Annotated in this window: 25 protein-coding genes; 8 read left to right on the top strand and 17 right to left on the bottom strand. The window is 52.8% G+C overall.

What is annotated here, in order from left to right; all coding sequences use genetic code 11:
• Positions 1 to 21: 21 nt before the first annotated feature.
• Genes yihX through fabY form a run of 4 tightly spaced genes read left to right on the top strand, consistent with a single transcriptional unit; the run spans position 22 to position 2,907 of the window.
• Positions 22 to 621, top strand: a complete 600-nt coding sequence (yihX, locus tag HVZ39_RS24080; RefSeq protein WP_016155174.1) for a glucose-1-phosphatase — start codon at positions 22 to 24, stop codon at positions 619 to 621.
• Complete coding sequence (locus tag HVZ39_RS24075) at positions 615 to 1,487, top strand: virulence factor BrkB family protein (RefSeq protein WP_019077938.1); 873 nt, start codon at positions 615 to 617, stop codon at positions 1,485 to 1,487. Before yihX ends, HVZ39_RS24075 begins: the two co-directional genes overlap by 7 nt.
• Positions 1,484 to 1,921 (top strand): D-aminoacyl-tRNA deacylase, encoded by a 438-nt coding sequence (gene dtd, locus HVZ39_RS24070; RefSeq protein ID WP_181633050.1) that lies wholly within the window; start codon positions 1,484 to 1,486, stop codon positions 1,919 to 1,921. Before HVZ39_RS24075 ends, dtd begins: the two co-directional genes overlap by 4 nt.
• A gap of 44 nt (positions 1,922 to 1,965) precedes the next feature.
• Positions 1,966 to 2,907 (top strand): fatty acid biosynthesis protein FabY, encoded by a 942-nt coding sequence (fabY, locus tag HVZ39_RS24065; RefSeq protein WP_003825286.1) that lies wholly within the window; start codon positions 1,966 to 1,968, stop codon positions 2,905 to 2,907.
• Between the two features lie 17 nt (positions 2,908 to 2,924).
• On the opposite strand, the gene HVZ39_RS24060 is transcribed toward fabY, so the two are convergent.
• The 3 genes from HVZ39_RS24060 to HVZ39_RS24050 all read right to left on the bottom strand — a co-directional run bounded on the left by HVZ39_RS24060 (position 2,925) and on the right by HVZ39_RS24050 (position 4,699).
• Positions 2,925 to 3,377: a helix-turn-helix domain-containing protein gene (locus HVZ39_RS24060; RefSeq protein WP_181633049.1), complete on the bottom strand. Its 453-nt coding sequence runs from the start codon at positions 3,375 to 3,377 to the stop codon at positions 2,925 to 2,927.
• The gene (locus HVZ39_RS24055) at positions 3,374 to 3,685 is read right to left on the bottom strand and encodes a type II toxin-antitoxin system HigB family toxin (protein ID WP_019077936.1); all 312 of its coding nucleotides are present in this window, start codon (positions 3,683 to 3,685) and stop codon (positions 3,374 to 3,376) included. The genes HVZ39_RS24060 and HVZ39_RS24055 overlap by 4 nt, the downstream gene beginning before the upstream one ends.
• Positions 3,686 to 3,769: 84 nt before the next feature.
• Positions 3,770 to 4,699 carry an alpha/beta hydrolase gene (locus HVZ39_RS24050; protein WP_181633048.1) on the bottom strand — a complete coding sequence of 310 codons (930 nt, stop codon included), beginning with the start codon at positions 4,697 to 4,699 and terminating at the stop codon, positions 3,770 to 3,772.
• A 205-nt stretch (positions 4,700 to 4,904) separates the two neighbouring features.
• Here HVZ39_RS24050 and HVZ39_RS24045 point away from each other — a divergent pair, with 205 nt between their 5' ends.
• Positions 4,905 to 5,147: a CopG family transcriptional regulator gene (locus tag HVZ39_RS24045; RefSeq protein ID WP_016155181.1), complete on the top strand. Its 243-nt coding sequence runs from the start codon at positions 4,905 to 4,907 to the stop codon at positions 5,145 to 5,147.
• On the top strand, positions 5,147 to 5,521 hold the full coding sequence (locus HVZ39_RS24040) for a type II toxin-antitoxin system VapC family toxin (RefSeq protein WP_016155182.1): 375 nt from the start codon (positions 5,147 to 5,149) through the stop codon (positions 5,519 to 5,521). The genes HVZ39_RS24045 and HVZ39_RS24040 overlap by 1 nt, the downstream gene beginning before the upstream one ends.
• 36 nt (positions 5,522 to 5,557) lie before the next feature.
• Here the strand turns inward: HVZ39_RS24040 and fdhE are convergent, their stop codons facing one another.
• The 4 genes from fdhE to fdnG are packed head-to-tail and all read right to left on the bottom strand — an operon-like array spanning position 5,558 to position 11,081.
• A complete protein-coding gene (fdhE, locus tag HVZ39_RS24035; RefSeq protein WP_003028685.1) occupies positions 5,558 to 6,487 on the bottom strand; it encodes a formate dehydrogenase accessory protein FdhE in 930 nt (309 codons plus the stop codon).
• Positions 6,484 to 7,119, bottom strand: coding sequence for a formate dehydrogenase cytochrome b556 subunit (gene fdoI / locus HVZ39_RS24030; RefSeq protein WP_003028686.1), 636 nt, complete (start codon positions 7,117 to 7,119; stop codon positions 6,484 to 6,486). The genes fdhE and fdoI overlap by 4 nt, the downstream gene beginning before the upstream one ends.
• Positions 7,116 to 8,018 carry a formate dehydrogenase O subunit beta gene (fdoH, locus tag HVZ39_RS24025; protein ID WP_003028691.1) on the bottom strand — a complete coding sequence of 301 codons (903 nt, stop codon included), beginning with the start codon at positions 8,016 to 8,018 and terminating at the stop codon, positions 7,116 to 7,118. Before fdoH ends, fdoI begins: the two co-directional genes overlap by 4 nt.
• Positions 8,019 to 8,030: 12 nt before the next feature.
• Positions 8,031 to 11,081 (bottom strand): formate dehydrogenase-N subunit alpha, encoded by a 3,051-nt coding sequence (gene fdnG, locus HVZ39_RS24020; RefSeq protein WP_088583081.1) that lies wholly within the window; start codon positions 11,079 to 11,081, stop codon positions 8,031 to 8,033.
• A gap of 194 nt (positions 11,082 to 11,275) precedes the next feature.
• On the opposite strand from fdnG, the gene fdhD reads away from it, so the two are divergent.
• Together fdhD and HVZ39_RS24010 are read left to right on the top strand one after the other, a co-directional pair.
• Entirely contained in the window at positions 11,276 to 12,112 is an 837-nt protein-coding gene (gene fdhD, locus HVZ39_RS24015) for a formate dehydrogenase accessory sulfurtransferase FdhD (RefSeq protein WP_181546574.1), read from the top strand.
• A gap of 128 nt (positions 12,113 to 12,240) precedes the next feature.
• A complete protein-coding gene (locus HVZ39_RS24010) occupies positions 12,241 to 12,453 on the top strand; it encodes a DUF1471 domain-containing protein (protein WP_003825262.1) in 213 nt (70 codons plus the stop codon).
• A 182-nt stretch (positions 12,454 to 12,635) separates the two neighbouring features.
• Here the strand turns inward: HVZ39_RS24010 and HVZ39_RS24005 are convergent, their stop codons facing one another.
• The 10 genes from HVZ39_RS24005 to HVZ39_RS23960 all read right to left on the bottom strand — a co-directional run bounded on the left by HVZ39_RS24005 (position 12,636) and on the right by HVZ39_RS23960 (position 24,703).
• Positions 12,636 to 13,334 (bottom strand): oligogalacturonate-specific porin KdgM family protein, encoded by a 699-nt coding sequence (locus HVZ39_RS24005; protein WP_181633047.1) that lies wholly within the window; start codon positions 13,332 to 13,334, stop codon positions 12,636 to 12,638.
• Between the two features lie 348 nt (positions 13,335 to 13,682).
• Entirely contained in the window at positions 13,683 to 14,525 is an 843-nt protein-coding gene (locus HVZ39_RS24000) for a PTS system mannose/fructose/sorbose family transporter subunit IID (protein ID WP_103767196.1), read from the bottom strand.
• A complete protein-coding gene (locus tag HVZ39_RS23995; protein ID WP_103767195.1) occupies positions 14,518 to 15,318 on the bottom strand; it encodes a PTS sugar transporter subunit IIC in 801 nt (266 codons plus the stop codon). Before HVZ39_RS23995 ends, HVZ39_RS24000 begins: the two co-directional genes overlap by 8 nt.
• A gap of 11 nt (positions 15,319 to 15,329) precedes the next feature.
• Positions 15,330 to 15,827 (bottom strand): PTS sugar transporter subunit IIB, encoded by a 498-nt coding sequence (locus tag HVZ39_RS23990; protein ID WP_103767194.1) that lies wholly within the window; start codon positions 15,825 to 15,827, stop codon positions 15,330 to 15,332.
• Between the two features lie 12 nt (positions 15,828 to 15,839).
• Positions 15,840 to 17,018, bottom strand: coding sequence for a glycoside hydrolase family 88 protein (locus HVZ39_RS23985; protein ID WP_181633046.1), 1,179 nt, complete (start codon positions 17,016 to 17,018; stop codon positions 15,840 to 15,842).
• Positions 17,015 to 17,497 (bottom strand): PTS fructose transporter subunit IIA, encoded by a 483-nt coding sequence (locus tag HVZ39_RS23980; RefSeq protein ID WP_181633045.1) that lies wholly within the window; start codon positions 17,495 to 17,497, stop codon positions 17,015 to 17,017. Before HVZ39_RS23980 ends, HVZ39_RS23985 begins: the two co-directional genes overlap by 4 nt.
• 180 nt (positions 17,498 to 17,677) lie before the next feature.
• The gene (locus tag HVZ39_RS23975) at positions 17,678 to 20,272 is read right to left on the bottom strand and encodes a sigma 54-interacting transcriptional regulator (RefSeq protein ID WP_181633044.1); all 2,595 of its coding nucleotides are present in this window, start codon (positions 20,270 to 20,272) and stop codon (positions 17,678 to 17,680) included.
• A 180-nt stretch (positions 20,273 to 20,452) separates the two neighbouring features.
• Complete coding sequence (locus HVZ39_RS23970; RefSeq protein ID WP_181633043.1) at positions 20,453 to 22,198, bottom strand: putative frv operon regulatory protein; 1,746 nt, start codon at positions 22,196 to 22,198, stop codon at positions 20,453 to 20,455.
• Positions 22,198 to 23,268 (bottom strand): aminopeptidase, encoded by a 1,071-nt coding sequence (locus HVZ39_RS23965; protein WP_181633042.1) that lies wholly within the window; start codon positions 23,266 to 23,268, stop codon positions 22,198 to 22,200. The genes HVZ39_RS23970 and HVZ39_RS23965 overlap by 1 nt, the downstream gene beginning before the upstream one ends.
• Positions 23,258 to 24,703: a PTS fructose-like transporter subunit IIBC gene (locus HVZ39_RS23960; protein ID WP_047357775.1), complete on the bottom strand. Its 1,446-nt coding sequence runs from the start codon at positions 24,701 to 24,703 to the stop codon at positions 23,258 to 23,260. Before HVZ39_RS23960 ends, HVZ39_RS23965 begins: the two co-directional genes overlap by 11 nt.
• Between the last annotated feature and the right edge of the window lie 3 nt (positions 24,704 to 24,706).

The following is a 24,706-nucleotide window of genomic DNA, read 5'->3' as shown; positions in this document are numbered from 1 at the left end:
ACGGCGAATAAGGAGAAGGGCATGCTCTATATCTTTGATTTAGGTAATGTGATTGTCGATATCGACTTCAACCGCGTGTTGGGCACATGGAGCGATCTGAGCCGTGTACCGCTGGCCTCGCTGAAGCAAAGTTTCACCATGGGGGAGGCTTTTCACCAGCACGAGCGAGGTGAAATAACGGATGAAGCCTTTGCCGAGGCGCTATGTCATGACATGGCGCTGCCGCTAAGTTACGAGCAGTTCTCTCACGGCTGGCAGGCCGTTTTTGTGGCATTGCGCCCTGAAGTCATCGACATCATGCATAAGCTGCGTGAGCAGGGGCATCGGGTGGTCGTCTTGTCGAATACTAACCGTCTGCACACAACATTTTGGCCGGATGAATATCCTGAAATTCGTCAGGCTGCTGACCATATTTATCTTTCCCAGGATCTGGGCATGCGAAAACCGGAAGCGCGGATTTACCAGCATGTCCTGCAGTCTGAAGGTTTTTCTGCGGAAGATGCGGTCTTTTTTGACGACAACGCCGATAATATTGAAGGAGCTAACCGGTTAGGGATTACCAGTATCCAGGTCGTCGATAAAACGACCATTCCTGACTATTTCGCGAAGTTGTTATGTTAAAAAATGTTCAGCAACAAGCCAGGCATCATACGCGTCCTGTACGGGCCTGGCTGAAGCTACTATGGCAGCGGATTGATGAGGACAACATGACGACGCTGGCAGGGAATCTTGCCTACGTTTCACTGCTCTCATTAGTGCCGCTTATCGCCGTTGTGTTTGCTCTTTTCGCCGCATTTCCGATGTTTTCCGACGTCAGTGCCCAGCTACGTCATTTTATTTTCGCAAACTTTATCCCGGCGACGGGAGACGTCATCCAGCGTTATATCGAACAGTTTGTCGCCAACTCGAACAAAATGACGGCCGTTGGGGCATGTGGGCTGATTGTCACGGCGTTATTGCTGATGTATGCCATTGATAATGCTCTGAATACTATCTGGCGCAGTAAGCGCACTCGTCCCAAAGTTTACTCTTTCGCCGTTTACTGGATGATTTTAACGCTGGGGCCGCTGCTGGCGGGGGCTAGTCTGGCGATCAGCTCTTATTTGTTGTCATTGCGCTGGGCCAGCGATCTCAACTCGGTGATTGATGACGTCTTGCGTATTTTCCCTCTGGTGCTTTCCTGGCTCTCGTTCTGGCTGCTTTACAGCATTGTGCCAACTACGCGTGTGCCCAATCGTGATGCTGTTATTGGCGCCTTTGTGGCCGCCGTGTTGTTCGAGGCCGGAAAGAAAGGATTTGCGCTCTACATCACGATGTTCCCGTCGTATCAGCTCATTTACGGTGTCCTGGCGGTGATCCCCATTTTATTTGTCTGGGTATACTGGACGTGGTGTATCGTCTTGCTAGGCGCGGAAATAACTGTCACTCTCGGGGAATACCGCAAACTTAAACAAGCCGCAGAACAAGAAGAAGCAGATCAACCATGATTGCATTAATTCAGCGCGTAACCCGTGCCAGCGTCACCGTGGAGGGCGAGGTGACGGGTGAAATTGGCCCAGGACTTTTGGTCCTGTTAGGTGTCGAAAGGGATGATGACGAACAGAAAGCGAACCGTCTGTGCGAGCGCGTACTCGGCTATCGAATCTTTAGCGATGCCGAAGGAAAAATGAACCTCAACGTGCAGCAATCAGGTGGCAGTGTGCTGGTGGTTTCACAGTTCACGCTGGCGGCAGATACCGAACGTGGCATGCGCCCGGGGTTTTCGAAAGGCGCTGCGCCCGAGCGGGCAGAAGCGCTGTATGAATACTTTGTTGAGCGTTGCTGCCAACAGGAAATGAATACGCAAACCGGTCGATTCGCTGCGGATATGCAGGTTTCACTGGTTAATGATGGCCCCGTGACGTTCTGGTTACAAGTATGAACCAGCTACCGGTGTGGCCGCGGGCAACAAGAGAGAATACGACTATGTATCACCTTCGAGTACCGCAAACAGAAGAAGAGTTGGAGCGTTACTACCAGTTTCGCTGGGAGATGTTGCGTAAACCGTTGCACCAGCCCAAAGGCTCCGAACGGGATGCCTGGGACGCGATGGCGCATCACCAGATGGTGGTGGACGAAGAGGGAAATCTGGTCGCGGTTGGGCGTCTGTATATCAATGCGGATAACGAAGCCTCCATACGCTTTATGGCCGTTGACCCCTCTGTGCAGGAGAAAGGGTTGGGCACGCTGATGGCGATGACCCTGGAGTCTGTGGCGCGTCAGGAAGGGGTAAAGCGCGTAACCTGTAGCGCCCGTGAAGATGCGGTCGAATTTTTCGCCAAACTGGGGTTTGTGAGTCAGGGCGAAATTACCACGCCGCAAACCACGCCGGTGCGCCATTTTTTGATGATTAAGCCCATCGCAACGCTGGACGACATTCTCCATCGCGGGGACTGGTGCGGACAGCTACAGCAAGCCTGGTACGAACATATTCCATTGAGTGAGAAAATGGGCGTGCGCATTCAGCAGTACACCGGGCAGAAATTTATTACGACGATGCCAGAGACAGGCAATCAGAACCCGCACCATACGCTGTTTGCCGGAAGCCTGTTTTCACTGGCGACGTTAACGGGCTGGGGGCTTATCTGGCTGATGCTGCGCGAGCGTCATCTGGGGGGGACGATAATCCTCGCCGACGCGCATATCCGATATAGCAGGCCAATTACCGGGAAACCTACCGCTATTGCCGATCTGGGCTCGCTGAGCGGTGACCTGGACCGTCTGGCAAGAGGCCGCAAGGCGCGCGTTCAGATGCAGGTCGGGGTGTTTGGCGATGACACGCCGGGCGTCGTGTTTGAAGGTACCTACATTGTGCTACCCGCGAAACCGTTTGGCGCATATGAAGAGGGCGGGAATGAGGAAGAGTAGGTCAGAGGGGATCCTCTTTACTCGATGAATGCGTCTGCTGGAAGGTTAAAGCGTTCTGCGAGCATTTTAATATGACTTACAGTCAGTGCTCTGCGACCATTCAAGATGTTGCTGACATTGGGTTTTGAACCAAGTTCGTTGGCAAGATCTGCTGCTTTGAGACCATATTGATCCATGAGCGTACGCAGTAACGCAACGCCATGAGGAGTATGTTCCAGTTGTTGGTTGAGGGCACTGAACTCAGGCGCATGTTTTTCGTAGTCGCGGATCCGAGCTGAAAGCAGCTCAAACAACGGGTTTTCCAGGTCGTCACGATCAACCAGAAACTCCACCAAAGCGAGTGCTTTTCGGTACTCTGTCTCATTTTGTTCTTTGCCTAACAGGGGGATTTTTTTCACTGCATCGGTAAAGGTATCGATCATCAATTTTACACTGGCTGTGTCTATCTGATGGCTTTCATGCGTTCTCATTCTTTGTGACCCCGATAGTATGTGGTTAGTCTGTCATACTCGGCATGGTGAACGATATGCTTCACAAATACCTTTTGCAGTTTGAAATCAATATAGGCAATAAGTCTCAAGCAGTTACCTGAAACATTAATCACCCACCATTTATTTCTGTATTTAAAATTATCCAGTGAAGGTATGTACTGCTTCATCTCTTCAGGAGTGTGGAACATTTTTTTCTCTAAAATATTCAGCAAATCAACGAGTGCTGCCATGTGGTTTGGAAAACGGAGTATTGCCTCGTTGAAAGGTTTTCGGCTGATAACATGCATGGTGTAGTTCCATTACAAGGTTTTCAACCTGAAAACAAAATAACGCAAGGTAATTAAGTTTTCAAGATGAAAACAAAATATTAATCAAGCATGTCTTCCTGATACAGGATTTACGACGCGCCAGGCCACATCTCGCATAACATTTCGTGCCGCCTGGCTCACTCCTGCCAGCTGGAAAAATCCGTGGATAACGCCAAGATAGCGTTGGCAGGTGCACTCCACGCCCTGCTCCAGGAACCGTTGATACAGGGCCTCGCCCTCATCGCGCAGTGGGTCGAATTCGGCTGTAATGATGTGCGTGGGCGGCAGACCGTTGAAGTCTTCACGCCAGACAGGGCTGGCTTCGGGATGCCGCAGGTCGGTTTGCGGCAAATACATCTCGTAGCCCGAAAGCAACGTGTCACGTGTGATAATGTAATCCTGCCCATTTTGGTCGTAGCTCTCAAACCTGGCGGTTGCGTCCAGCATTGGGTAAATCAGCATTAGCTGCGCAGGTTGCCATTGATTGGCAGCTTTCAGGCGCAGTGCGGTGACCAGCGCCAGATGCCCGCCCGCGCTGTCGCCAGCAAGCGTAATCCTGCCGCGATCGACACCCAGTTTCTGGGCATACTTCCAGATAATATTGGCTCCCGTTTCAGCGTCGTTATGTGCAGCCGGGAAAGTATGCTCTGGTGCGAGGCGATACTGCACCGCAATGACCCGACAGCCGCTGTACCAGGCGAGCTGCCTTAGCTGGTTATCATGCGTCGCGAATCCACCACTGACAAAGCAGCCGCCGTGATAATAGATAACGCAGGGTCGATTTCCCGTGGCGTCTCGCGGCGAAACAACGCGAAATGTCATTGCATCGAGTTCAATATCTTCAACCTGTACGCGGGTTTCAGTTTCTCCTGCCAGTACCGCGCTGGCAATGTAGCCTGCTCTCCGGTCATCAATATTTTGCTCGCGCGAAGAAGGGCGTCCCGCCGCGATAAATGCCTCAACCAGCTGTGCAATCCCGCTTTCCAGTGCCATTTATTATTTTCCTTATCTGTATGTATATACAGTTTTATAACCTGGATAACCGCGAATGAGAATGGGAAAAGTGGTGGGGTGTACGATTCTGGAAAGCGGCTCGCAAAAGTAAAAATCGTTCGCGTGAAGGCTATTTTCTCGCTTTTCTCGGGTGTATGTTGTGTGGGAATTAATCGCCAATGATATACTGGAGGTATATGTGAGTATGATGGCTGGGATGGATATGGGCAGAATTTTACTCGATTTATCAGACGAAGTGATCAAACGTCTTGATGATCTCAAGGTGCAGCGTAATCTGCCGCGGGCCGAGCTTTTGCGGGAGGCTGTTGAACAGTATCTTGAGAGGCAGGATCAAGCTGAAACGACAATTTCACGTGCTCTTGGGCTATGGCAAGGTTGTGAGGAAGATGGCGTTGATTATCAGCGTAAACTCCGTGAGGAATGGTAATGGTCACAGGATCTGCGCTTTTTGATACCAACATCCTCATCGACCTGTTTAGCGGGCGAAGTGAAGCAAAACTAGCGATAGAAACATGGCCGCCGCAGAACGCAATCAGCCTCATTACATGGATGGAGTTGATGGTGGGCGCAAAAAAATATCATCAGGAATCTCGCACACGCGTTGCGCTAGGCGCTTTTAATGTGATCGGTGTTTCACAGGATATTGCTGAACGAAGCGTGAGTATCAGGCAGGAATATGGGATGAAATTGCCGGATGCCATCATTTTGGCCACTGCGCAGATTCACCGTCTTACACTGGTTACGCGTAATACCAGGGATTTTGCAGGCATATCCGGCGTGGTCACACCGTATACGTTATAACCCGGGCGACCTGCGCCGCCCGGTAGTGCGAAGAACTTACTCCCCTTCACCCGGGAACAGGAACGGGTTGATGGAGCTGCGGGCAAAGCCCTCTTGCTCCATGTGTGCGTCCAGCATCAGTGAAGCGAGATCGTCGGCTACGGCCTCGACTTTCGGGTCTTTTTCCTGATAGAGAATCTTCAGGTAAGTCCCGCAATCACCGCAGCTTTCAGCTTTAATTGCCGCCTGTTCGTTATCCAGCGACCAGTAGTTCAAATCACGGCTCTGCTCGCAGTTGCTGCACTTCACGCGCACCACGTGCCACTCGGTTTCGCACAGGTTGCAGTGCAAATAGCGCAGCCCCTGAGTGGTACCGATTTGCACCATGCTGGAGACCGGCATTGAACCACACACCGGGCAGTACTGACGCTGTTCGCCGTATTCCGCACGGGCTTTGCCGGGGATCAGGCTCGCCATCTGCGCCCAGTAGAGCGACAGGGCAGCCCAAATGAACGGTGCTTTGTCGCTGCTGACGGAGGCGAAATCGGAGGCAAACAGCGCGCTGGCCATCAGTTCCAGCTCCTGCTCCGAGGCTTTTTCCAGATTCTCGATCACGGCCAGCGCAGGGCCGCTCATTTCCGGCTTCAGCTCAGCAATTAGCGATTGCAGCAGTTTTTGCCAGTGCTTGTCGCGTGGCAGAACGTGGATATCCAGTGGCGGTTTGCCCTGATCGTTCGCTTCTTTGATGCGAGCGGTCAGATCCATCTGCAGCGGATGGTCGTACAACACCACTTCCTGCGCGTGAGCGATTAGCGCGGCAAAACGCAGGTAATCACCCAGCGGGTTGTTCTCGGCCAGCTCGCGCAGACGTTCAGCGCGGCGGTTATACAAATTTTTGAGTCTGGGGAATAATAACGGCGGAATCATATCCGCCGTGCGTTTCTCGCTCTTCTCCAGCTCATCTTGCGGGATTATGCGAATACTCATTCAGATGACTTTTCCTGTTTCTGGCGGACTTCACGGTACCAGCGCGGGTGATGTTTCTTCGCCCATGAGCTGGTAACCCATCCTTCCACCATCGCGGTAATGGTGCCTTTCACCCAAAGGGCGGCGTAAATGTGCACCATGATAACCACAATTAACGCTACTGCGGCAAATGAATGCAGCATTAACGCGAATCGGATCACCGGGATTGAGAAAGCAGGCGCAAAATACGGACGCCAGATGACCACTCCGCTCACCAGCAACAGGACCAGGAAGATAATCGCCGCCCAGAATACGCATTTCTGGCCGAAGTTATAACGTCCCGTGTCACCTACTTCCTCGTTGACGACAATCTTACGAATATTCTTCGCCCAAAAGATATCATCCCGATTGATTAGATTGTGGTGCCAGTAACGGAAAAACATGATGATAAACGAGGCAAACATGATCACGCCGACAAACGGGTGCACAATTCGCGCCAGTTGCGGCGTGCCCATGATGTGCATCAGCCAGTTAAAAGACGGGAAGAGAAAACCCATCCCGCTCACTGCCGCCAGAATGAAACAGAAGGCGGTGATCCAGTGGTTGATGCGTTCCGGCGCCGTGTAGCGCACGATGGTGTCACGTCGTTTCATTTGCGCACCTCGTCTTTTTCTTCATGCAGATTGTCTTCTTCCTCTTCCGCACGGTTCGGGCCTACGCCGACGTAGTGGAAGATACTGGCCGCAAATGTCGCTGCAAAGCCGACGGCTGCGAGAGGTTTCCAGATGCCTTTCCAGAACTTCACGGTGGCGCTGATTTCGGGGTTCTCCGGCAGACCGTGGTACAGATTCGGCTTGTCCGCATGGTGCAATACGTACATCACGTGCGTACCGCCAACGCCTGCCGGATCGTACAGACCCGCGTTTTCGTAACCACGCGTTTTCAGCTCCGCCACGCGCTCACCGGCCAGCGTTTTCATCGACTCTTTAGTGCCGAAATGAATAGCGCCGGTTGGACACGTTTTCACGCAGGCTGGTTCTTGTCCGACCACTACACGGTCAACGCACAGCGTACATTTGTAAACGCGGTTGTCTTCCGGGTTGAGGCGCGGCACGTCGAACGGGCAACCCGCGATACAGTAGCCACAGCCGATGCACTGCTCGGACTGGAAGTCGACGATACCGTTGGCATACTGAATGATTGCTCCTTCGGCCGGACACGCCTTCAGGCAGCCCGGATCGGCGCAGTGCATACAGCCATCCTTGCGGATAAGCCACTCCAGTTTGTCGTTTTGTTCCACTTCCGAGAAGCGCATTACCGTCCAGGATTTAGCGGTCAAATCAGCCGGGTTGTCGTACACCCCAACGTTGTTGCCCACTTCATCACGGATGTCGTTCCATTCTGAACACGCCACCTGGCACGCTTTACAGCCGATACAGGTGGTGACGTCGATAAGCTTCGCCACCTCTTCCTGATGGTCCCGCGCCTGAGGCGCGGGGGTGAAACCGTTAGTGGCGGAACGACGAATGATGTCTTGCGATTGATAAGCCATAGGTCGTCTCCGTTACACCTTTTCCACGTTCACGAGGAAGGACTTAAATTCCGGCGTCTGCGTGTTCGCATCACCGACGAATGGCGTTAACGTGTTAGCGATAAAGCCTTTTTTCGCCACACCTTCGTAGCCCCAGTGAATCGGAATACCGATAGTGTCGATATCCTGACCGTTGGCCTTCAACGTGCGAATACGTTTGGTCACCACCGCTTTGGCTTTTATGTAGCCACGGTTAGAGGAGACTTTGACGGTATCGCCATGAGAGATACCGAGCTTATTCGCCAGCTTCTCGCCAATTTCCACAAACTGCTCCGGCTGGGCGATAGCGTTAAGCAGCGCATGCTTAGTCCAGTAGTGGAAGTGCTCGGTCAGACGGTAGGTCGTACCGACGTACGGGAACTTATCCGCTTTACCCAGTGCTTCCGCGTCACCTTTAAAGATACGTGCGGCAGGGTTAGAGATAACGTTCGGGTGCAGCGGGTTAGTCCCCAGCGGCGTTTCAAACGGCTCGTAGTGTTCCGGGAACGGACCTTCTGCCATCTTATCGATAGCAAACAGACGTCCCATCCCTTCCGGCTGCATGATGAACGGCCCAACGTTGCTGCCCGGCGCGGCGGCACTGTAGTCTGGAATATCCATCCCGCTCCATTTCGCCCCGTCCCATTTCAGGATCTGACGTTTTGGATCCCACGGATTCCCTTGTGGGTCTGCGGAGGCGCGGTTATACAGAATGCGGCGGTTGAGCGGCCACGCCCATGCCCAGCCCAGCGTATTGCCAAGGCCTGACGGATCGGCGTTATCGCGACGTGCCATCTGGTTGCCTTCCGGCGTCCAGCTACCGGCAAAAATCCAGCAGCCGCTGGAGGTGGTACCGTCGTCACGCAGTTGGGCGAACGAGCTAAGCTGTTGGCCTTTCTTGACGATAACGGCACCGGTGGCCGGGTCGATAATGTCGGCCAGGGCTTTTCCGTTGCTCTCCATCGCCACTTCTTCCGAAGCCGGTTCGTGTGGGGTGGAGTAGTTCCAGGTCATGCTCAGCACCTGTTCCGGGTTCGCGCCACCCTGTTCGGCATACATCTTGCGCAGACGCAGGAAGATACCGGCGAGGATTTCACCATCGGTAACGGCAATCCCCGGGGCATCCGCACCTTTCCAGTGCCACTGCAGCCAGCGACCGGAGTTGACGATAGAACCGTTCTCTTCGGCGAAGCAGGTGGACGGCAGACGGAAGACTTCGGTCTGGATTTTCGACGGGTCAACATCGTTCGACTCACCGTGGTTCTGCCAGAAGGTGGAGGTCTCTGTGTTGAGCGGGTCGATGGTGACCAGGAACTTCAGTTTGGATAGCGAAGCCACCACCTTGTTTTTATTCGGGAATGATGCGACCGGGTTAAAGCCCTGGCAGATATAGCCATTCACTTTGCCCTGGTTCATCATCTCGAAGTACTGCAGGACGTCGTACCCTTTATCCCACTTCGGCAGCCAGTCGAAGCCCCAGCTGTTTTCCGCTGTCGCTTTATCGCCAAAGAAGGCTTTCATCATCGAAACGAAGAATTTCGGGTAGTTGCCCCAGTAGTTCACCTGGCCTTCCAGCAACGGTTTTGGCGTGTTGGCGGCAAGGTAAGTTTGCAGGTCAGTTTGTTTCTCGCTTGGCAGCGTCATGTAGCCCGGCAGGCTTTGTGACAGCAGACCTAAGTCGGTCAGACCCTGAATGTTAGAGTGTCCGCGCAGGGCGTTAACGCCGCCGCCAGCCATCCCCATATTGCCAAGCAGCAACTGGATCATCGCCATGGTACGGATGTTCTGCGCACCAACGGAGTGTTGCGTCCAGCCCAGTGCGTACAGGAACGACGCGGTTTTATCTGGGCGGCTTGTTTCTGCGATGTACTCACAGACCTTCAGGAAGTCGGCCTTTGGCGTACCGCAGATATTTTCTACGACGTCCGGCGTGTAGCGGGAGACGTGCTGTTTCAGCAGGTTCCATACGCAGCGCGGGTGTTGCAGGGTGACATCGCGTTTGGCGAAGCCTTTTTCATCCAGTTCGTAGTTCCAACTGGTTTTGTCATACTTGCGTTTGTCCGCGTCGTAGCCGGTAAACAGGCCATCTTCGAAACCGTAATCCTCACGCACGATCAGGCTGGCGTTGGTATAGGCTTCAGTGTATTCGCGGTTGAATTTTTCGTTGTTCAGCAGGTACAGCAAAACGCCTGACAGGAAAGCAATGTCAGTACCGGAACGAATCGGAGCATAGAAATCAGCCACCGCCGCGGTTCGCGTAAAACGCGGATCGATAACAATCAGCTTCGCGCCGTTGTGAATTTTGGCTTCCATCGCCCAGCGGAACCCGACCGGGTGAGCTTCAGCGGCGTTACCGCCCATTACCACAACGAGGTTGGCGTTTTTAATGTCGACCCAGTGGTTGGTCATCGCACCGCGACCAAATGTTGGAGCAAGACTTGCTACCGTTGGTCCGTGTCAGACGCGTGCCTGGTTGTCGACCGCGAGCATACCAAGCGCGCGGGAGAATTTTTGTGTTAAATAGCCGGTTTCGTTACTGGAAGCGGAAGCACACAGCATCCCGGTGGAAAGCCAGCGGTTAACGGTTACGCCTTCGGCGTTTTGTGCAACGTAGTTAGCGTCGCGGTCTTCTTTCATCAGCTTAGCGATGCGGTCAAATGCCTCATCCCAGCTAATCTGTTGCCACTTATCAGAGCCAGGTGCGCGGTATTCCGGGAATTTCAGGCGGCTTTCAGAGTGGATGAAGTCCACAAGTCCTGCCCCTTTCGGGCACAGTGCGCCACGGTTCACCGGGTGATCCGGGTCCCCTTCGATATGGAAGATGGATGCTTTGGCGTTTTTTGCTCCGTCACCGAGACTGTACATTAACAGTCCACAGCCAACGGAACAGTAAGTGCAGGTGTTACGGGTTTCGCGGGTGCGCAGCAATTTATATTGCCGTGTTTCCGCTAGCGCTACGCCGGGTGCAAAGCCCAGTGCCGCTGCCGTGGTGCCTGCCATACCGCCAGCGCAGATCTTAAAGAACTGCCTTCTGCTGACCTGCATGGTTCGCTCCTTGTTTCGACATTGTCACGTTCCCTTCGTTTTCCTATAACGCGAACGCGAGGGAAGTGGTTGTTATTTTTCTTTGCGGACGGGACCGCAAAGGTCCAGAATTGGGTGAATTTCCCTCCGTCCAGGAGGGGTTTGTAAAGAATACCACAATGTTGGTATGCGTGTTCCAATACGGTTAAAAGAAAGTGAATAAGATTATTCAAGAAAACATCAAGAATGTGACATCTCCGACAGGATCTCGTCAGTTGACCCTCTGGAAGCGCGAGGACTTGCAACATCCTCAGCCTGATGAGGTAGCTGAAGAAGTGCCTGTGGCGCTGGTATACAACGGGATTTCACACGTGGTGATGATGGCATCACCGAAAGATCTTGAGCACTTCGCGATGGGTTTTTCACTTTCTGAAGGCATTATTGAGTCCTCGCAAGATATTTACGGGATGGACGTGGTGCCTTCCTGCAACGGATTAGAAGTGCAGGTTGAGCTGTCCAGCCGGCGCTTTATGGGGCTGAAAGAGCATCGTCGCGCGCTGGCCGGTCGGACTGGCTGCGGTGTTTGTGGCGTGGAGCAACTTAATGATATTGGCAAACCGGTCCAGCCGCTGCCGTTTACCCAGACATTCAATCTGGCGCATCTCGATAACGCCTTAAGGCATCTCCCTGATTTCCAGCCTGTTGGGCAACTGACAGGCTGCACGCACGCGGCTGCCTGGGTACAGCCGTCAGGTCATCTGGCGGGCGGGCATGAAGATGTTGGACGTCATGTTGCGCTGGATAAACTGCTGGGACGACGTGCGATCGAAGGGGAAACCTGGCAGCAGGGCGCGGTATTAGTCTCCAGCCGCGCCAGCTACGAGATGGTGCAGAAGTCGGCAATGTGCGGCGTGGAAATCCTGTTTGCTGTTTCTGCGGCGACAACGCTCGCTGTGGAAGTTGCCGAACGCTGTAACCTGACGCTGGTGGGTTTTTGCAAACCGGGCCGGGCGACGATTTATACACATCCCGAGCGTCTGATAACTGAGTAACCAGTATTCAATTAATTTGAATAAGACTGGCAAATCCTTCCGCTTTTAGTTGTGCGATGAGATGGCTATTATTTATCACATCAAGGCACGGTGCCTTAATCAAACAACTAAGTTAAAGGGTTTATATCATGAAAAGCATCAAAACTTTTGTCGCAGTTATCGCTCTGGCTACTTCTTTCGGTTCTTTCGCTGCTCAGACAGTTACCGCAACTGGTTCTACACTGGAAAGCGCTGAAGCAAAAATTGCCGCTCAGGCTGAACGTGCAGGTGCCAGCGATTATAAAATCACTCAGGCATACACCGGCAACCGTGTGCACATGACCGCTGAACTGCTGAAATAAGATACCTCAGTACTGTCGAAAGAGCGCCCTTGAGGCGCTTTTTTGTGTCTTTTACAGGCCGACAAACCATGTGTAATTTTTTGATATTGTGAGTGTTGTGGCCGGACGAAGCATTAGTCGCCCGGCAAAATGTAGCACAATAGCTAAAACAGGTTTGTTATTACGCTCTGTTCTTGTTGTGTTTAATCGAAGTAATAACGAATTCCCAAGCGAAATCGCACCTGATCGTCATGATTCTGGTCTTGATCCAGCCAGGCAATTTCAGCATAAGGAAGCCAGTGTTTATCGACGCGGTAACGCGCCACAATACTTGGTTCCCAGTGAGTTTTCTGCCCGTTAGAGGCATTAAAGTCGTTGGTGTTCACAAAGAATTCCGGGTTGAACTGGAGCCACAGTTTCTCCGTTGCCTGATAATTAAGGTACAGGTCGAACTGATGGCTGTCGTTATAATCCATATAACCGTTGTAATCGCGTTCTTTATGGGTCATATGATTGTAGCGGTAGCGGCCGCTAAAACTTAATGTCTTACTGATTTTATAATCGAGGCTGATATAAGGTGCCAGTTTCGTCCCGTTACTATCAATATCAGTTAATCCGCCAGGCGTCAGTGTCCATTTTTCATTAAGCGGAATAGGGTACCAACCTTCAAACTCCTGAAAAGAGCTTTTCATTTGATTAAAGTCTTGTCCGAGGTCATACATGGCGGAAGCAAGGACTCCTGCGCCGTTATCAAATATATGGCCAAGACCAATTTTATACTGATTTTTCTCAGAGGCCGTAGTGTGTGCGTAGCGGTTATCAACCCAGGTGGCTGCGGAAAATGCATTCAGTGCAAAGCAGGATAGCGGTATGCCGAACACAAGCGTGTGTAATTTTTTCATTTTTATTCCTGTAGAATTTGTTGAATATTTAATGCCATTTTTTCTGTGAAAAAATAAAAGACAGAAATTAATTGCAAATCCCGTGCCAGTAATTAAAAGCTATAAATTACAATTGTTTATGGTTTTTGTTGAAAAGTGAGATCGACACTAATGGCGATAATGGCTTTTTCATCCACTTGCGTCGAGAGAAATAAAGACCAATCGATTTTTTATAAATTTATTCATTGGGGGAGTAAAAGGTTTTCTTAATATGAACAGGTTCTGTGGTGGAGGTAAATAAATTAAGGTGAACATTCTCATAGAGAATGCGAAAGGGCTCCCTTTAGTAAAAGGGAGCCGGATGAAAGTTTAAATAATTCCCACGCCCGCTGACGCAAAGCCAAAAACAATCAGCATAATAAGCACTTTGTTCGGGCTGACCTTTTTATTCAGTAGCTTCAGGCACCCCAAAACTAAAAGCAGAGGAATCAATCCAACGCAAATTTTGTCGAGGATCTCCTGCAATACGAACGGCTGTCCGGCGATAGTGGTTTTAAAGGTGGTAGTAAACTTCACCATGCTGGCGCTCATCGCACCCACCATCATCAGGCCCATCATTGCCGAGGCTTTGGTAATACAGCTTAGTAGACCCGACTGCGTCGCTTCGGCGATGTACTTCGAACCTAGCCGGTAGCCCATAACGCCGCCATAGTAGCGCAGCAGGTAGCTCGGAATGTTGTAAATCAGCAGGAACAGCAGCGGCCCCAGAGGGTTCCCTTGTGATGCAAGGCCGATAGCAATCCCGGTAGCGATAATGCGCAGCACACCATAGAAGAATGAATCGCCAACGCCTGCGAACGGCCCCATCAGCGCGACTTTAATACCATTAATACTGGAGGTATCAAAATTCGGGTTGGCGGCATTCTCTTTTTCCATCGACAGCGTCAGGCCCATAATGAAGGGAGCTAAATGCTGGTTGGTATTGAAGAACTGGCTGTTGCGCTTCAGTGACTCAATATAGCCGTGCGGGTTGCCTGTATAAATCTTTTTAAGTAACGGTGCCAGAATCCAGCCGTAGCTCAGCCCCTCCATGCGGGTGAAGTTCATGGAGCCGAGCAGTTGAAACTGGCGGAGGAACAGTTGGCGGAACATCTTTTTCTCGCCTTTGCTGTCATCATGTGCGTTGAGAGCGCTGTGTTGGATATCAGTCATTGAAGAACCCATCCTTATCGTCAACCGATGCCGGAGCTGCAGTTGCCGCCTGTTTATTGGCTTTAAGCTGATTGAATTCGTTGAAGCAGAGATAAACGGCTACGGACGCGGCGATAATCGCGATACCCATGATCGGCAGTTGCAGATAAGCCGCCATGGCGAAGCCGATAAAGAAGAAGGCAGCAATGTTCCGGTTCCATAAGGCTTTAAGCAGGATGGCGAAGCCCAGCGCAGGAAGAATACCGCCGACGGCAGTCATGCCGCGCATGACCGTATCCGGAATGCTCTCGACCAGACTACGAATAACGTCGGTGCCGAAGAGAATGCCGAAGAACGCCAGGACGGCGAACGGCACACCGTAGAACATTGTCATCCCGAGCGTGATACCGAGCGCGGCGCGGTCGCGTCCTTCTTCAAGCAAGGCGTCGTACTGCTCTACCAGGGCGGTATAAACCAGCTTCAGCACTTGGTAGACGAATACCGCCAGCAGGCTGATGGGCAGCGCGAGCGCGACAGCCACCGCAGGCTCCGCGCGGGTAAGTATGGTAAACGCAGTAGCCAGCACCGAGCCCACCGCCAGGTCGGCTGGTACCGAGCCGCCGATGGTGATGGTGCCGAGAAAAATTAGCTCCAGCGTGGCGCCGATAATAATGCCCTGCTGGAAATCACCCAGCACGAAGCCGACCATTGCACCGCAGATAAGTGGCCGTTCAATCAGTGGTTGGCCCAAAGTGTGGTCGGCGAATTTGGCGATATACATCACCAGCGCGACAAGTAATGCAGACGTTAACATAGCGACCTCGCTTAGCTAGCAGCGTTATCCAGCATCTCAATCAGGTTTTTTACCGAATGAGATGGCAGGACCTGGTATTCCACCTTCACGCCGCGCGCGGCAATGGCATGAAAATCAGCAATATCTTCAGGAGTGACGTATACGGTGTCGCTAATGCGTTTTTTCGCTGCCAGATTGTCGGTAATGCGCCCGAAGTTAGCGACATTCAGCGTTTTAATGCCTTCAACCTGTTCAACCATACGACGCGCGTCGGCGGCATTATTGACGATCACCATAATTTTCATGGCCTCGGAGCGCGGGTCATTGAGGATATCGCCTGCGTCTTTAACCGCCATAATGGCGCACTTCGCGGTATCAGGGGCCGCCATGCGCAGCGACATCTTCTGCACTTCGTTATTCACGATCTGATCGTTGGCGACCAGAATACGGTTCACGCCCAGATGCTTGGTCCAGACCACGGCAACCTGGCCGTGGATCAGGCGATCGTCAATTCGTACTAAAGAAATCATGTGTAGCTCCAGTTAGCAAAAGTAGGGGGTCCAGATGCGGGAAAGTCGAACCAGGGCTTCGAAATAGAAATAATCGCCCCAGAGGTTAGGTTCGTTAATACCCATGTTGCGGCCAAAGTTATAAACGCCTTCACGCAGCAGGCCGTCCTGCGTATGGGCAAAATAGCGCTCGCGTAAATTGCGCATCATCAGTTCAATAGCGTTGCCGTAAGCAGAGCGCAGTGGGTCGGTTAACGGCAGCAGCGTGAGCAGCTCCGTCAGGCCGCAGGCGGCGACGGCAGCGGCGGAAGTATCTCGTGGCGCGTTATCCTGCGGCGTGAAAATCAGGTCCCAGTAGCAGACGAAATCCTCTGGCAGACGGTTGAGAAAATAGTGCGCCAGCTTACGCGCCAGCTCCGGCTGAGTGACATCGCCGGTATGGCGGAAGCCCAACGCAAAACCGTAAATTCCCCACGCCTGGCCGCGCGCCCAGCACGAGCTGTCGCTAAAGCCCTGATGGGTATCGCCGAGTAGCGGCTTGCCACTGTGCACATCCATGTAGAAGGTGTGGAAGCTGGAAGCATCCTCGCGGACCAGATAACGCGCGGCCTGCGCCAGGTGACGCGTCGCGGCTTCCCGCCACGCTGCGTTGCCTGTCTCATCGGCGGCCCAGAACAGCAGCGGCACGTTGAGATTGCAGTCAATGATCATGCGCCCCTGGCGCGTCGGGTCGTTGAGATCGCCCCAGGCCTGAATGACGCCTGCCGTGGCGTTAAAGCGGCGGTACAGTAGTTCAGCTGCACGCAACGCCAGGTCGCGGGCGCGAAGGTTACCGGTGAGTTTCCAGGCGTTGACGCAGGAGAGCAGATAGAGGAAGCCCAGGTCATGGGTATCGACTTTAATCTGTTTATCAAGACGCTCTTCAAAACTGTCGAGCAGGCCTTCCGCCACCGTGCGGTATTTATCATCGCCGGTCACTTCCCAGGCCAGCCACAGCATGCCGGTCCAGAATCCTTCGGTCCAGTCGACTTTCTCTACCGCCGGGTAGCGGCCATCCGTCGCGCTGGCTGCGGGAAAAGTGGCGGTAAAACGCGGCAGCATGGCGTCAACGCTGGCGAGCACTTCACGAAGTGCTTCACTCAGCCAGCGCGAGTCTAAGCCCGGCTGTAGCGCAAGATAGCGGCGGTCGAGCGTTTCCAGCGCAACGATCATGGCTGTGTCTCCGTGACAAAAAAGTTGTCGATATCATCCTCAACGGCAGGCTGTGCGGCCTGGCTGGCGGCGATAATTTCCGGCTGCTCATTCATGTACTGCATCGCGCCGCTGGCGGCGGTGATAGCGTCTTTAAGGCGTGATGGGGTATCCGTATGTTCGGAGAGGCAGAATTCCATCAGCATGATCAAATTGGCGCCGCTGATCACGTGGGCATGCGGATATTTCACCAGCATCTGTACAGCGGTGTTATTGACGCTACCGCCCGGCATATCGGTAAACAGCACCAGCTCTTTTCCCCGACTAGCCGCCTGCTGTGCGATAGCGTCGAAGCGTACCGCCAACTCTGCCGTGGAGCCGATCTCTCCGCAGTAGGCGCAGATGGGCATCACGCCGTGATCGTCGCCAACCAGCAGATTCAGCGCCGAGATAATCCCTTCTGCGTAATGTCCGTGGGTAGCGATGTACATCTCTCGCATTGCGTATTCCTTCGTTTTTCGGTATCTGTTGAGGATATTGCAACTGCCGTGCCATGTTTTTAAACTAATGATTTATCGAGGGAATATAGCAGTGTCTGCACGTTTATATAGTGTTGAAAGCGGTGGTAAGGGGAGTGTCGAACCGTCTGCCAGCTTGCACTGGCAGAGCGGTTAGTTGAGCTATTCGGCCGCGATCCACGGCTCCATGATTTCATAGATCATCAGCACTTCGGTGAGTGGCAGGGTGATATTGTATTTACGGTTCAGCACCTGGAAGAAGGTGTCATGTACGGCGACAAAAGCCTGTTGAGCCAGTGTTAGTTCTGCCTCTTCGCGGTGGCGCACGCTGTTGTTGACCATCACCCGTTCAATCATCAGCGCGATATGCATAAACAAATTGATACGCAGGTAGCTTTCAAAATGTATTTTGTAGAAAGATTCATACTGCTTAATGACTGCTTCAACTTCATCAATAATGACCACCGGATTGAGAAAGTTGAGACGGCTGGCGACGCCTTCGACGGTGAACAGCTTCACCACTTCATCAATCATGGGTTCCAAACCGCCTTCCATCAGCAGCCCGTTGAAGTAATCGCGTTTTAGCACCAGTGTTTTTTCTTTGATCAACTGCTCTACGCTTAACAGCGGAATATAGCCTGCTTCCAGATCGGTGGTGGTGATGATCAGCCGCGTGCCGTTCAGCGCCGGGTCGGCATGGGCGATTTTCCATTTCAGATCGTCATACTCCATCGTAATGATGTCGATCTCCTCCTGCGCCAGATACCGCTGGACGATATCTTTGAGTTTGCGGGAGATCCCTTCACCGGAAATGCAAGAGATAATGATTTTATTCCCCGGCAAGATTCCTGCGTAGTATCGGGTTTCAACCTCATACGCCCCTTTGGCGCTCTCAATAATCGCCTCCATTGACAGCTTATCCTGAATTTTGGCCGCAATATCCAGCGCCATAGCTGTGCTGACGTTATTGATAACCAACAGTTCGCCATGCAGGTGGAGCTTGATCTCTTCGTAGATCTCTTTTAGTGATCCCATATCCACCAAGATAATCAGACCGCCCCCTTGTTTGAGGCGCGAGACGTGGGAGATCAGCAGGTCGATGATATCCCTTGTGGAAGTCGCGTTAGCCATATCGAAGGCTTTAAAGTAGTACCCGCCGGTCAGTTGATTGGCGATACTGCCAATGCTAGACGCGGTCGCGCGTCCGTGCGAAACGATAATGCCCTGAATCGGGTCGTCTTCACCGGCGAGGTTATGAAAAGCACAGCTTAACAGCGGCAGTAAGAGAGGATGCGGCTGGTGGATGATGTGCTTGCTCAGCAAGGAGAGGCACTCTTCCGCCAGCAGGCGCGCTTTGTCGGAGACGTAGTCGGAAATCGTTAGTAGCTCAGTTACATTGACCATTTCCTGAGGGGCATGTAGCGCATAGATGACGCAAAGCCATATCGCTTTACGAATTTCTTGGCTACAGCTGATGCCGGTCAGGCTTTCCAGCTCGTTCAACGCATGGATGGTGTTCTGCCAGATGTATCCACTGTAAAGCGACTCGGCGGCAACCGCGCCGCTGACCGTGGTCAGATGCTGTTCCATTTTGCGATTCAGTAATAGCACGTTACCGCTATGGCAAAAGTCACGAAAAATAACCTCATCGTGCATCGCTTTAGGCAACAGCTGACTGGGATCCAGCGCCTCATCATGAAGATGAGTGGTAATTCTGATTATTTCGCCGTTGAACGATGGGCCGCGTAGCGTAATAACGTCGGTCTCGTGATTGTCGCTCCAGGCGCTGGCGCACATCACTTTAATTTGATTTTTTAACTCGCCGATATTGCCGCGGACTGGCGAAGTCACCAACTGATGCATGAGCTGGCTATCAAGATGAATATCCCGACGCAAGCTGAGCGCCTCCTGATGCAAAAAATGACTGACCTGAGCGACGCGCTCGGTGAGTGGGCGAGAAATATAATTGGGCAGCGTCACGCGCACCGGAATTCGACGACGAAAGGTGTTGAGCAGGACGGTGTCGATATTCTCCGTGGTGGCAAAGATAAAGCGTAGCGACGCCGGATGGTGCGTGCGATTATCGCCAAGACGGTAGAAATATCCTTTGTCCATAAACAGAAACAGTTTTTCCTGGTTTTCCGCCGACAGCCGATGGACCTCATCAAGGAACAGAAATCCGCCATCCGCATCATCAAAGGCTCCGCGCTTTTCGCGGTCGGCTCCGGTGAACGCGCCGCGGGTATAGCCAAACAGCGTTGCCGAAAGCAGCTCCGGGTTGTTAGCGTAGTCGGCACAATTCAGTTCAACAAATGGCTTATCAGCCGTGATCACTCCGCGCTCGATGGCATATTGATAAATCAGCGCCGCCAGATGGCTCTTACCGACTCCACTTTCTCCGGAGAGCAGGACAGGCAGACCGTCGCCGGGATAATCTACCGCCGAGCGGCAAAGCGCGATTGCCTCCGCCAGGCTTCCCTGTGCGCCGATCAACTGCCGAAATGCATCGTATTTTTTCGACACTACGCGAGACGCCTGCACATTTTTCACACCATTTGTCTGCACAAAGAAGCGCACCGGACGGGTATTTTCTTTACTCAGATGGCCGTCATCGCACAGTCTGTTGAGATAATGACTGATGACGCTGCGATTAACCTGCATGAAGTCTGCACAGTCCTGGGCTGTGAAGCCCGCAGGTTTCTCTGCATAATGAGTGAGTATTTTATGGAATAACTTTTCTTTCGCCGACTGCGCCATTTTTCAATGTCCCGCATAGAGTAGAAAATAGCGTCGATTTTAATTCGACACTAGACACTACTGTTTTATTAGACACTGGATACTTTCCACGGCATGGAATAAAAATGAAACTACGTTTTGATTAGAATGTGATAGAGATCGCCACACTTTTTCTGTGGTGGAAAACAAATCGGCGGAGCTTTATTGCCTGAGCAATGCGATAAACGCGTTATAGTCTTTCAATCCCGCAATAGTTTCTGCCGGATGGCTGCTCAGCACGCTGGATAAATAACTGAAGATTTTTAGCTCATGCCGCGCCTCGGCGGCGGCACAGGCGATCAGGACATGGCTGACCGGTTCGTTATTCACCAGAATAGGGTGTGCGAGGGTAATAAAGAAACCACGAAAGCGGCGCTCCTGTTCGCTCCAGCAATGAGGAATCGCCAGGCGATTCACGATCAGGTTTTCACCTTCATGCTCCCGGGCGCAAATGCGCAGCGCTTCGTCCTCGGTGATATGGCTCTGTGCCACAAGCTGGCCGCAGATCCGGCCGATGATACTCTGCCAATTTTCGGCCTTCATATTGGCGTAATGGAAGCTGCCCGGCTGTAAAAAGAAACGTTCGGGCTGCTGGCGGATAAAGGCCGTTGCGAGGAAGTGTTTAATCTGCTCGGTACCCGCAGCGGTGATGATGTTCTTGATGGTTAAGGTATTTTTTATAGATTCATCAAGTAAATAGTGACTATTGTTGATGATTAACAGTGGGGTGATTTCTTCACTGATGGCGCTGACTTCACTCGTATTTCGCGCAATGATCACCCGACAATTCAGAACATCTCGCTCAATAGCCTGTTGGTTGATGGTGGCGATAGCATTCTGGTCGGATAACAAAATGACCGGCTGGCGCTCGTTTTGATGGCGCTCCAGTGCGCAGGCGAAGTAAAGCCCGATGAGGTCGCTATCGAACAGTGGGATATCCAGTTTTTCACGCAACAGGGCAATAAAACGCAGACTCAAATCGAAGGCGGCAGGCCAGGTCGACTTCAGGTTGTGCATACTGCTCTGGCGATGTTCCGGTACCCAAACCGGGGCAGAGACGCATCTCAGCAGGTGGCCGGTAATATTATCAACCAGTTGGGTATCGATAACGTTCAACGCAGCGATGCCGGGAACGCTTTTTAACAACAAGGTCACCGCATCGGCAGAAATTGTCATTGCCTGCTGTTGTCTGATTTCCAGAAGGCCGATCAGTGTTCTGAAGGCGTTCTCGCCCAGGTAGACTCCTCCTTGTTCCACCGCATTTTTCAGTGATACATACCGACACTCCGGCCATGACCCGGAGAGCTGGTTACGCAGGGCATAGACGGCCAGCACCAGACTTGCCAGGTACTCTCCCGAGATGAGCGGGAATTCATTAAGTTTTTCACATGCTGCATTGAGCCTGTCGATGTTGTCTCGGGTAATACCCGGCAGTGGAATTAAGAGGGGATCTTTTTTAAGCAGATTCGCCAACAGGATAATGCGCTTTTCTTCCGGTTCATCAATGAAATGACCGACGCCCGGGCGGCTGGCAAGACAAAAGGCGCGCTCATAGCGCTGCTTCAACCGTGGGAGACGATCGGCCACCCAGGTTTCAGGTAAATTGAGCGCCGAAGCCAGCTGTACACGCGGTGTAAAGGTATTGAGCAGAAGAAAGGCCAGCAACCGGTCATCATTATCATGGCGTTGCAGAAGCTGAAAATAACCGCGTCTGTCGACAATTTCCAACTGATAGCCCGCACTGCCACCGGGCTGAATGCGGGCCTTACCGCTGAGGGTAAAATTGAGGTAGTCAATATCGCGCAGGATGGTTCTGCCTGAAACGCCAGTTTGCCGCGCCAGGTCGCCCAGCAAACACGGCTGCTGTTCAAGAAGATCCACCAATTTTAACTGGCGTTCCGAAAGCATTAACTCTCCCGGCGAAAGTCAGTAAGCGCGCGGACCTTTTCGGTCGACAGCGAGGTGAGCAGTTCCCGCACCAGCGTAAACAGCGCGTCGTAATCCGATGCGGAAATCATGCCGCTGTTGGCGTGGAGATAGCGAGTCGGCAGGCATAGTGCCGCCACCGGACGACCGCCGCCCATAACGTTATAGCGTCCACCGTCCGTCGCCCCGGTTTTCATGGTGCAAAACTGCAATGACGCACCGCTGCTTTCTGCACACGCTTTTAATGTGGCAACCAACTGCTGATTAGGGAAATAGCGCTTATCGAACAGCATCAACCCTGGGCCCTCGCCAAGCTTGAGTGGGTATTTAATGCTGTCGATTCCGGGCACATCGCCCGCAACCGCAGTATCCAGCACGATAACCACATCGGGCTTGATATGCTCCGCTGAGGTTTGCGCCCCGCGTAGACCCACTTCTTCTTCCACGCTGCCCACGCCGTACAGGGTAATTTCAGGGTTATCCACGGTTTGTAAAAGCTCGGCCATCAGGGCGCAGCCGACGCGATTATCCAGCGCTTTGCCGACGATCTTATCTTCGCCCCAGCGAGCGAAATTGGCTTCCGGGCTAACGAAATCACCGATCGCAATTCCTCGGTTTTCTACTTCTTCGCGGCTGTTGGCGCCAATATCGATGAACATTTCGTCAAATGTCAGAGGTTGCTGTTTCTGCTTTTCCGTTAAGGCGTGCGGTGCCACGGAGCCGATTATGCCAGGGATTTTAACGCCCTTGCGGGTGCGGATGGCGACCCGGTGGTTCAGCATCGACTGGCTCCACCAACCGCCAATGGTGGTGAAGCGCAAAAAGCCGCTTTCGTCGATATGCGTGACCATAAAGCCCACTTCATCCATGTGACCGACGATGGCAACCTTCGGCCCACGGTTGCCTTTGCGTGCGACAAAGCTGCCGAGGCCGTCAAAAGTGATTTCATCAACGCTGGAATCCAGCGCATTAATGAGAAGAGTGCGAACTTCCTGCTCATCACCGCTGACGGCGCTGGCTTCGCATAACTGCTGAAGTAACTCAATGTTCATGGGCAAGCTCCTGCTGCGCGGCTTTACGTTTCAGCCACAATCCTTTCAGGATGATAATTAACGAAATGTTCAGCGCCAGACCGATAGCCAGCACCAGGTAAAATGACCCCACCGGAGACATCAGGCCAATCAGCGGATCAAAGATACCTAAACCCGGCGCGAGACGTTTGATTCCAAAGGCGATGACCAGCATGCCGGTAATACCACCGGAGAGCGTATTGGCGGTAATCATCGGCAGCGGCGCGGCCAGCGCATAGGGGATTGCCGGTTCGGTGGCGACGGTGGCACCCACCACAATCGCACTGCTGGCGGCGGCCTTCTCCTGCTGGGTAAACAGTTTCGGCGCTAAATAGGTAGCGATACCTGCCGCGACGGGCGGCATCAGCGCCACCACGCCGACGATGGCGTACCAGTCATAGATATGTTTTTCCAGCAGTGAGAAGCAGAAGAACCAGGCCGTTTTATTGATTGGCCCGCCCATATCAAATGCCAGCATTGCGCCAACGAGGAAGGCTGCGCCCATTTTCATTGATGGCGGAATGGTGTTCAGGAAGTGCAGCAGCCCCCCCATGATGTCGGACATCACCGGGCCGATGACGTAATAAGTCAGTACGCCAAACACCAGCAAAGTGACAAACGGGATCAGCATGGAGCCGAGCAGCGGCTGCAACGCTTTGCCGAGCCGAACCTTGCGAAACCAAAGCACAAAGTAGCCAATTGCCAGCCCGAGTACGACCGCGCCGAGAAACCCCGCGCCGGACTGGGTGCCGAGAAGACCTTTATCGTTCGCCAGGTAACACACCAGAAACGCCGGGGCAAAAGCGGGCTTATCGGCAATCGACCACGCGATGTATGCCCCCATAATGGGGATCATAAAGGTGAAGCCCAGATAGCCGATGGATTCAACAACCCAGGTGAACGACGGCGCACCTTTCGACATATCGGCATAGGGTAAACCGAACTGCACCAGCATATTAGCGATGGCGACCAGAATACCGCCGCCAATAACAAACGGCAGCGCGGCGGAAACGCCAGCCATCAGGTGGCTCATCACGCTACCGTGCTGGACCTCTTGTTTTCCCAGCTTCACGCTGCTATCAGTGGCAAAAAGTTGTGAATGAGTCGGTAACTGCGTAAAAATCAGGTCGATATTTTTCAGCGCCTGGGAAATGGCTATTTCATAGACTTTTTTCCCGGCGAAACGCGCCCGGTCTTCGCCGCTCAGGCCGCGACCTGTAGCCAGAATAACGTAATCGGCAGCGGCAATTTCTTCACTGGTCAGTCGGTTTTCGACGCCGCTTGAGCCCTGGGTTTCGACTTTAATCGTATGGCCGAGCGAGCGCGCTTTTTGCTCCAGCGCTTCTGCCACCATATAAGTGTGGGCGATACCCGCCGGACAGTTGGTAATCGCCACTAAACGCAAGGATGACTCCATAGC

This window comes from Citrobacter sp. RHB35-C21, from assembly GCF_013816515.1.
Lineage (GTDB): Bacteria > Pseudomonadota > Gammaproteobacteria > Enterobacterales > Enterobacteriaceae > Citrobacter > Citrobacter braakii.
The sequence above is the reverse complement of the archived record's forward strand: the minus strand, read 5'-3'. Positions and strand labels throughout refer to the sequence as shown.

Excerpts from the sequence above, each read along its gene's own strand:
- HVZ39_RS23960 (WP_047357775.1), bottom strand. The coding sequence starts at position 24,703 with ATGGAGTCATCCTTGCGTTTAGTGGCGATTACCAACTGTCCGGCGGGT.
- fabY (WP_003825286.1), top strand. The coding sequence starts at position 1,966 with ATGTATCACCTTCGAGTACCGCAAACAGAAGAAGAGTTGGAGCGTTAC.
- HVZ39_RS24050 (WP_181633048.1), bottom strand. The coding sequence starts at position 4,699 with ATGGCACTGGAAAGCGGGATTGCACAGCTGGTTGAGGCATTTATCGCG.
- dtd (WP_181633050.1), top strand. The coding sequence starts at position 1,484 with ATGATTGCATTAATTCAGCGCGTAACCCGTGCCAGCGTCACCGTGGAG.
- yihX (WP_016155174.1), top strand. The coding sequence starts at position 22 with ATGCTCTATATCTTTGATTTAGGTAATGTGATTGTCGATATCGACTTC.
- HVZ39_RS23980 (WP_181633045.1), bottom strand. The coding sequence starts at position 17,497 with ATGCGAGAGATGTACATCGCTACCCACGGACATTACGCAGAAGGGATT.
- HVZ39_RS23975 (WP_181633044.1), bottom strand. The coding sequence starts at position 20,272 with ATGGCGCAGTCGGCGAAAGAAAAGTTATTCCATAAAATACTCACTCAT.
- HVZ39_RS24060 (WP_181633049.1), bottom strand. The coding sequence starts at position 3,377 with ATGAGAACGCATGAAAGCCATCAGATAGACACAGCCAGTGTAAAATTG.
- fdhE (WP_003028685.1), bottom strand. The coding sequence starts at position 6,487 with ATGAGTATTCGCATAATCCCGCAAGATGAGCTGGAGAAGAGCGAGAAA.
- HVZ39_RS24005 (WP_181633047.1), bottom strand. The coding sequence starts at position 13,334 with ATGAAAAAATTACACACGCTTGTGTTCGGCATACCGCTATCCTGCTTT.
- HVZ39_RS24000 (WP_103767196.1), bottom strand. The coding sequence starts at position 14,525 with ATGACTGATATCCAACACAGCGCTCTCAACGCACATGATGACAGCAAA.
- HVZ39_RS23990 (WP_103767194.1), bottom strand. The coding sequence starts at position 15,827 with ATGATTTCTTTAGTACGAATTGACGATCGCCTGATCCACGGCCAGGTT.
- HVZ39_RS23985 (WP_181633046.1), bottom strand. The coding sequence starts at position 17,018 with ATGATCGTTGCGCTGGAAACGCTCGACCGCCGCTATCTTGCGCTACAG.
- HVZ39_RS24045 (WP_016155181.1), top strand. The coding sequence starts at position 4,905 with ATGATGGCTGGGATGGATATGGGCAGAATTTTACTCGATTTATCAGAC.
- fdoH (WP_003028691.1), bottom strand. The coding sequence starts at position 8,018 with ATGGCTTATCAATCGCAAGACATCATTCGTCGTTCCGCCACTAACGGT.
- HVZ39_RS24075 (WP_019077938.1), top strand. The coding sequence starts at position 615 with ATGTTAAAAAATGTTCAGCAACAAGCCAGGCATCATACGCGTCCTGTA.
- HVZ39_RS23970 (WP_181633043.1), bottom strand. The coding sequence starts at position 22,198 with ATGCTTTCGGAACGCCAGTTAAAATTGGTGGATCTTCTTGAACAGCAG.
- HVZ39_RS23965 (WP_181633042.1), bottom strand. The coding sequence starts at position 23,268 with ATGAACATTGAGTTACTTCAGCAGTTATGCGAAGCCAGCGCCGTCAGC.
- HVZ39_RS24055 (WP_019077936.1), bottom strand. The coding sequence starts at position 3,685 with ATGCATGTTATCAGCCGAAAACCTTTCAACGAGGCAATACTCCGTTTT.
- HVZ39_RS24040 (WP_016155182.1), top strand. The coding sequence starts at position 5,147 with ATGGTCACAGGATCTGCGCTTTTTGATACCAACATCCTCATCGACCTG.
- fdoI (WP_003028686.1), bottom strand. The coding sequence starts at position 7,119 with ATGAAACGACGTGACACCATCGTGCGCTACACGGCGCCGGAACGCATC.
- HVZ39_RS23995 (WP_103767195.1), bottom strand. The coding sequence starts at position 15,318 with ATGTTAACGTCTGCATTACTTGTCGCGCTGGTGATGTATATCGCCAAA.
- HVZ39_RS24010 (WP_003825262.1), top strand. The coding sequence starts at position 12,241 with ATGAAAAGCATCAAAACTTTTGTCGCAGTTATCGCTCTGGCTACTTCT.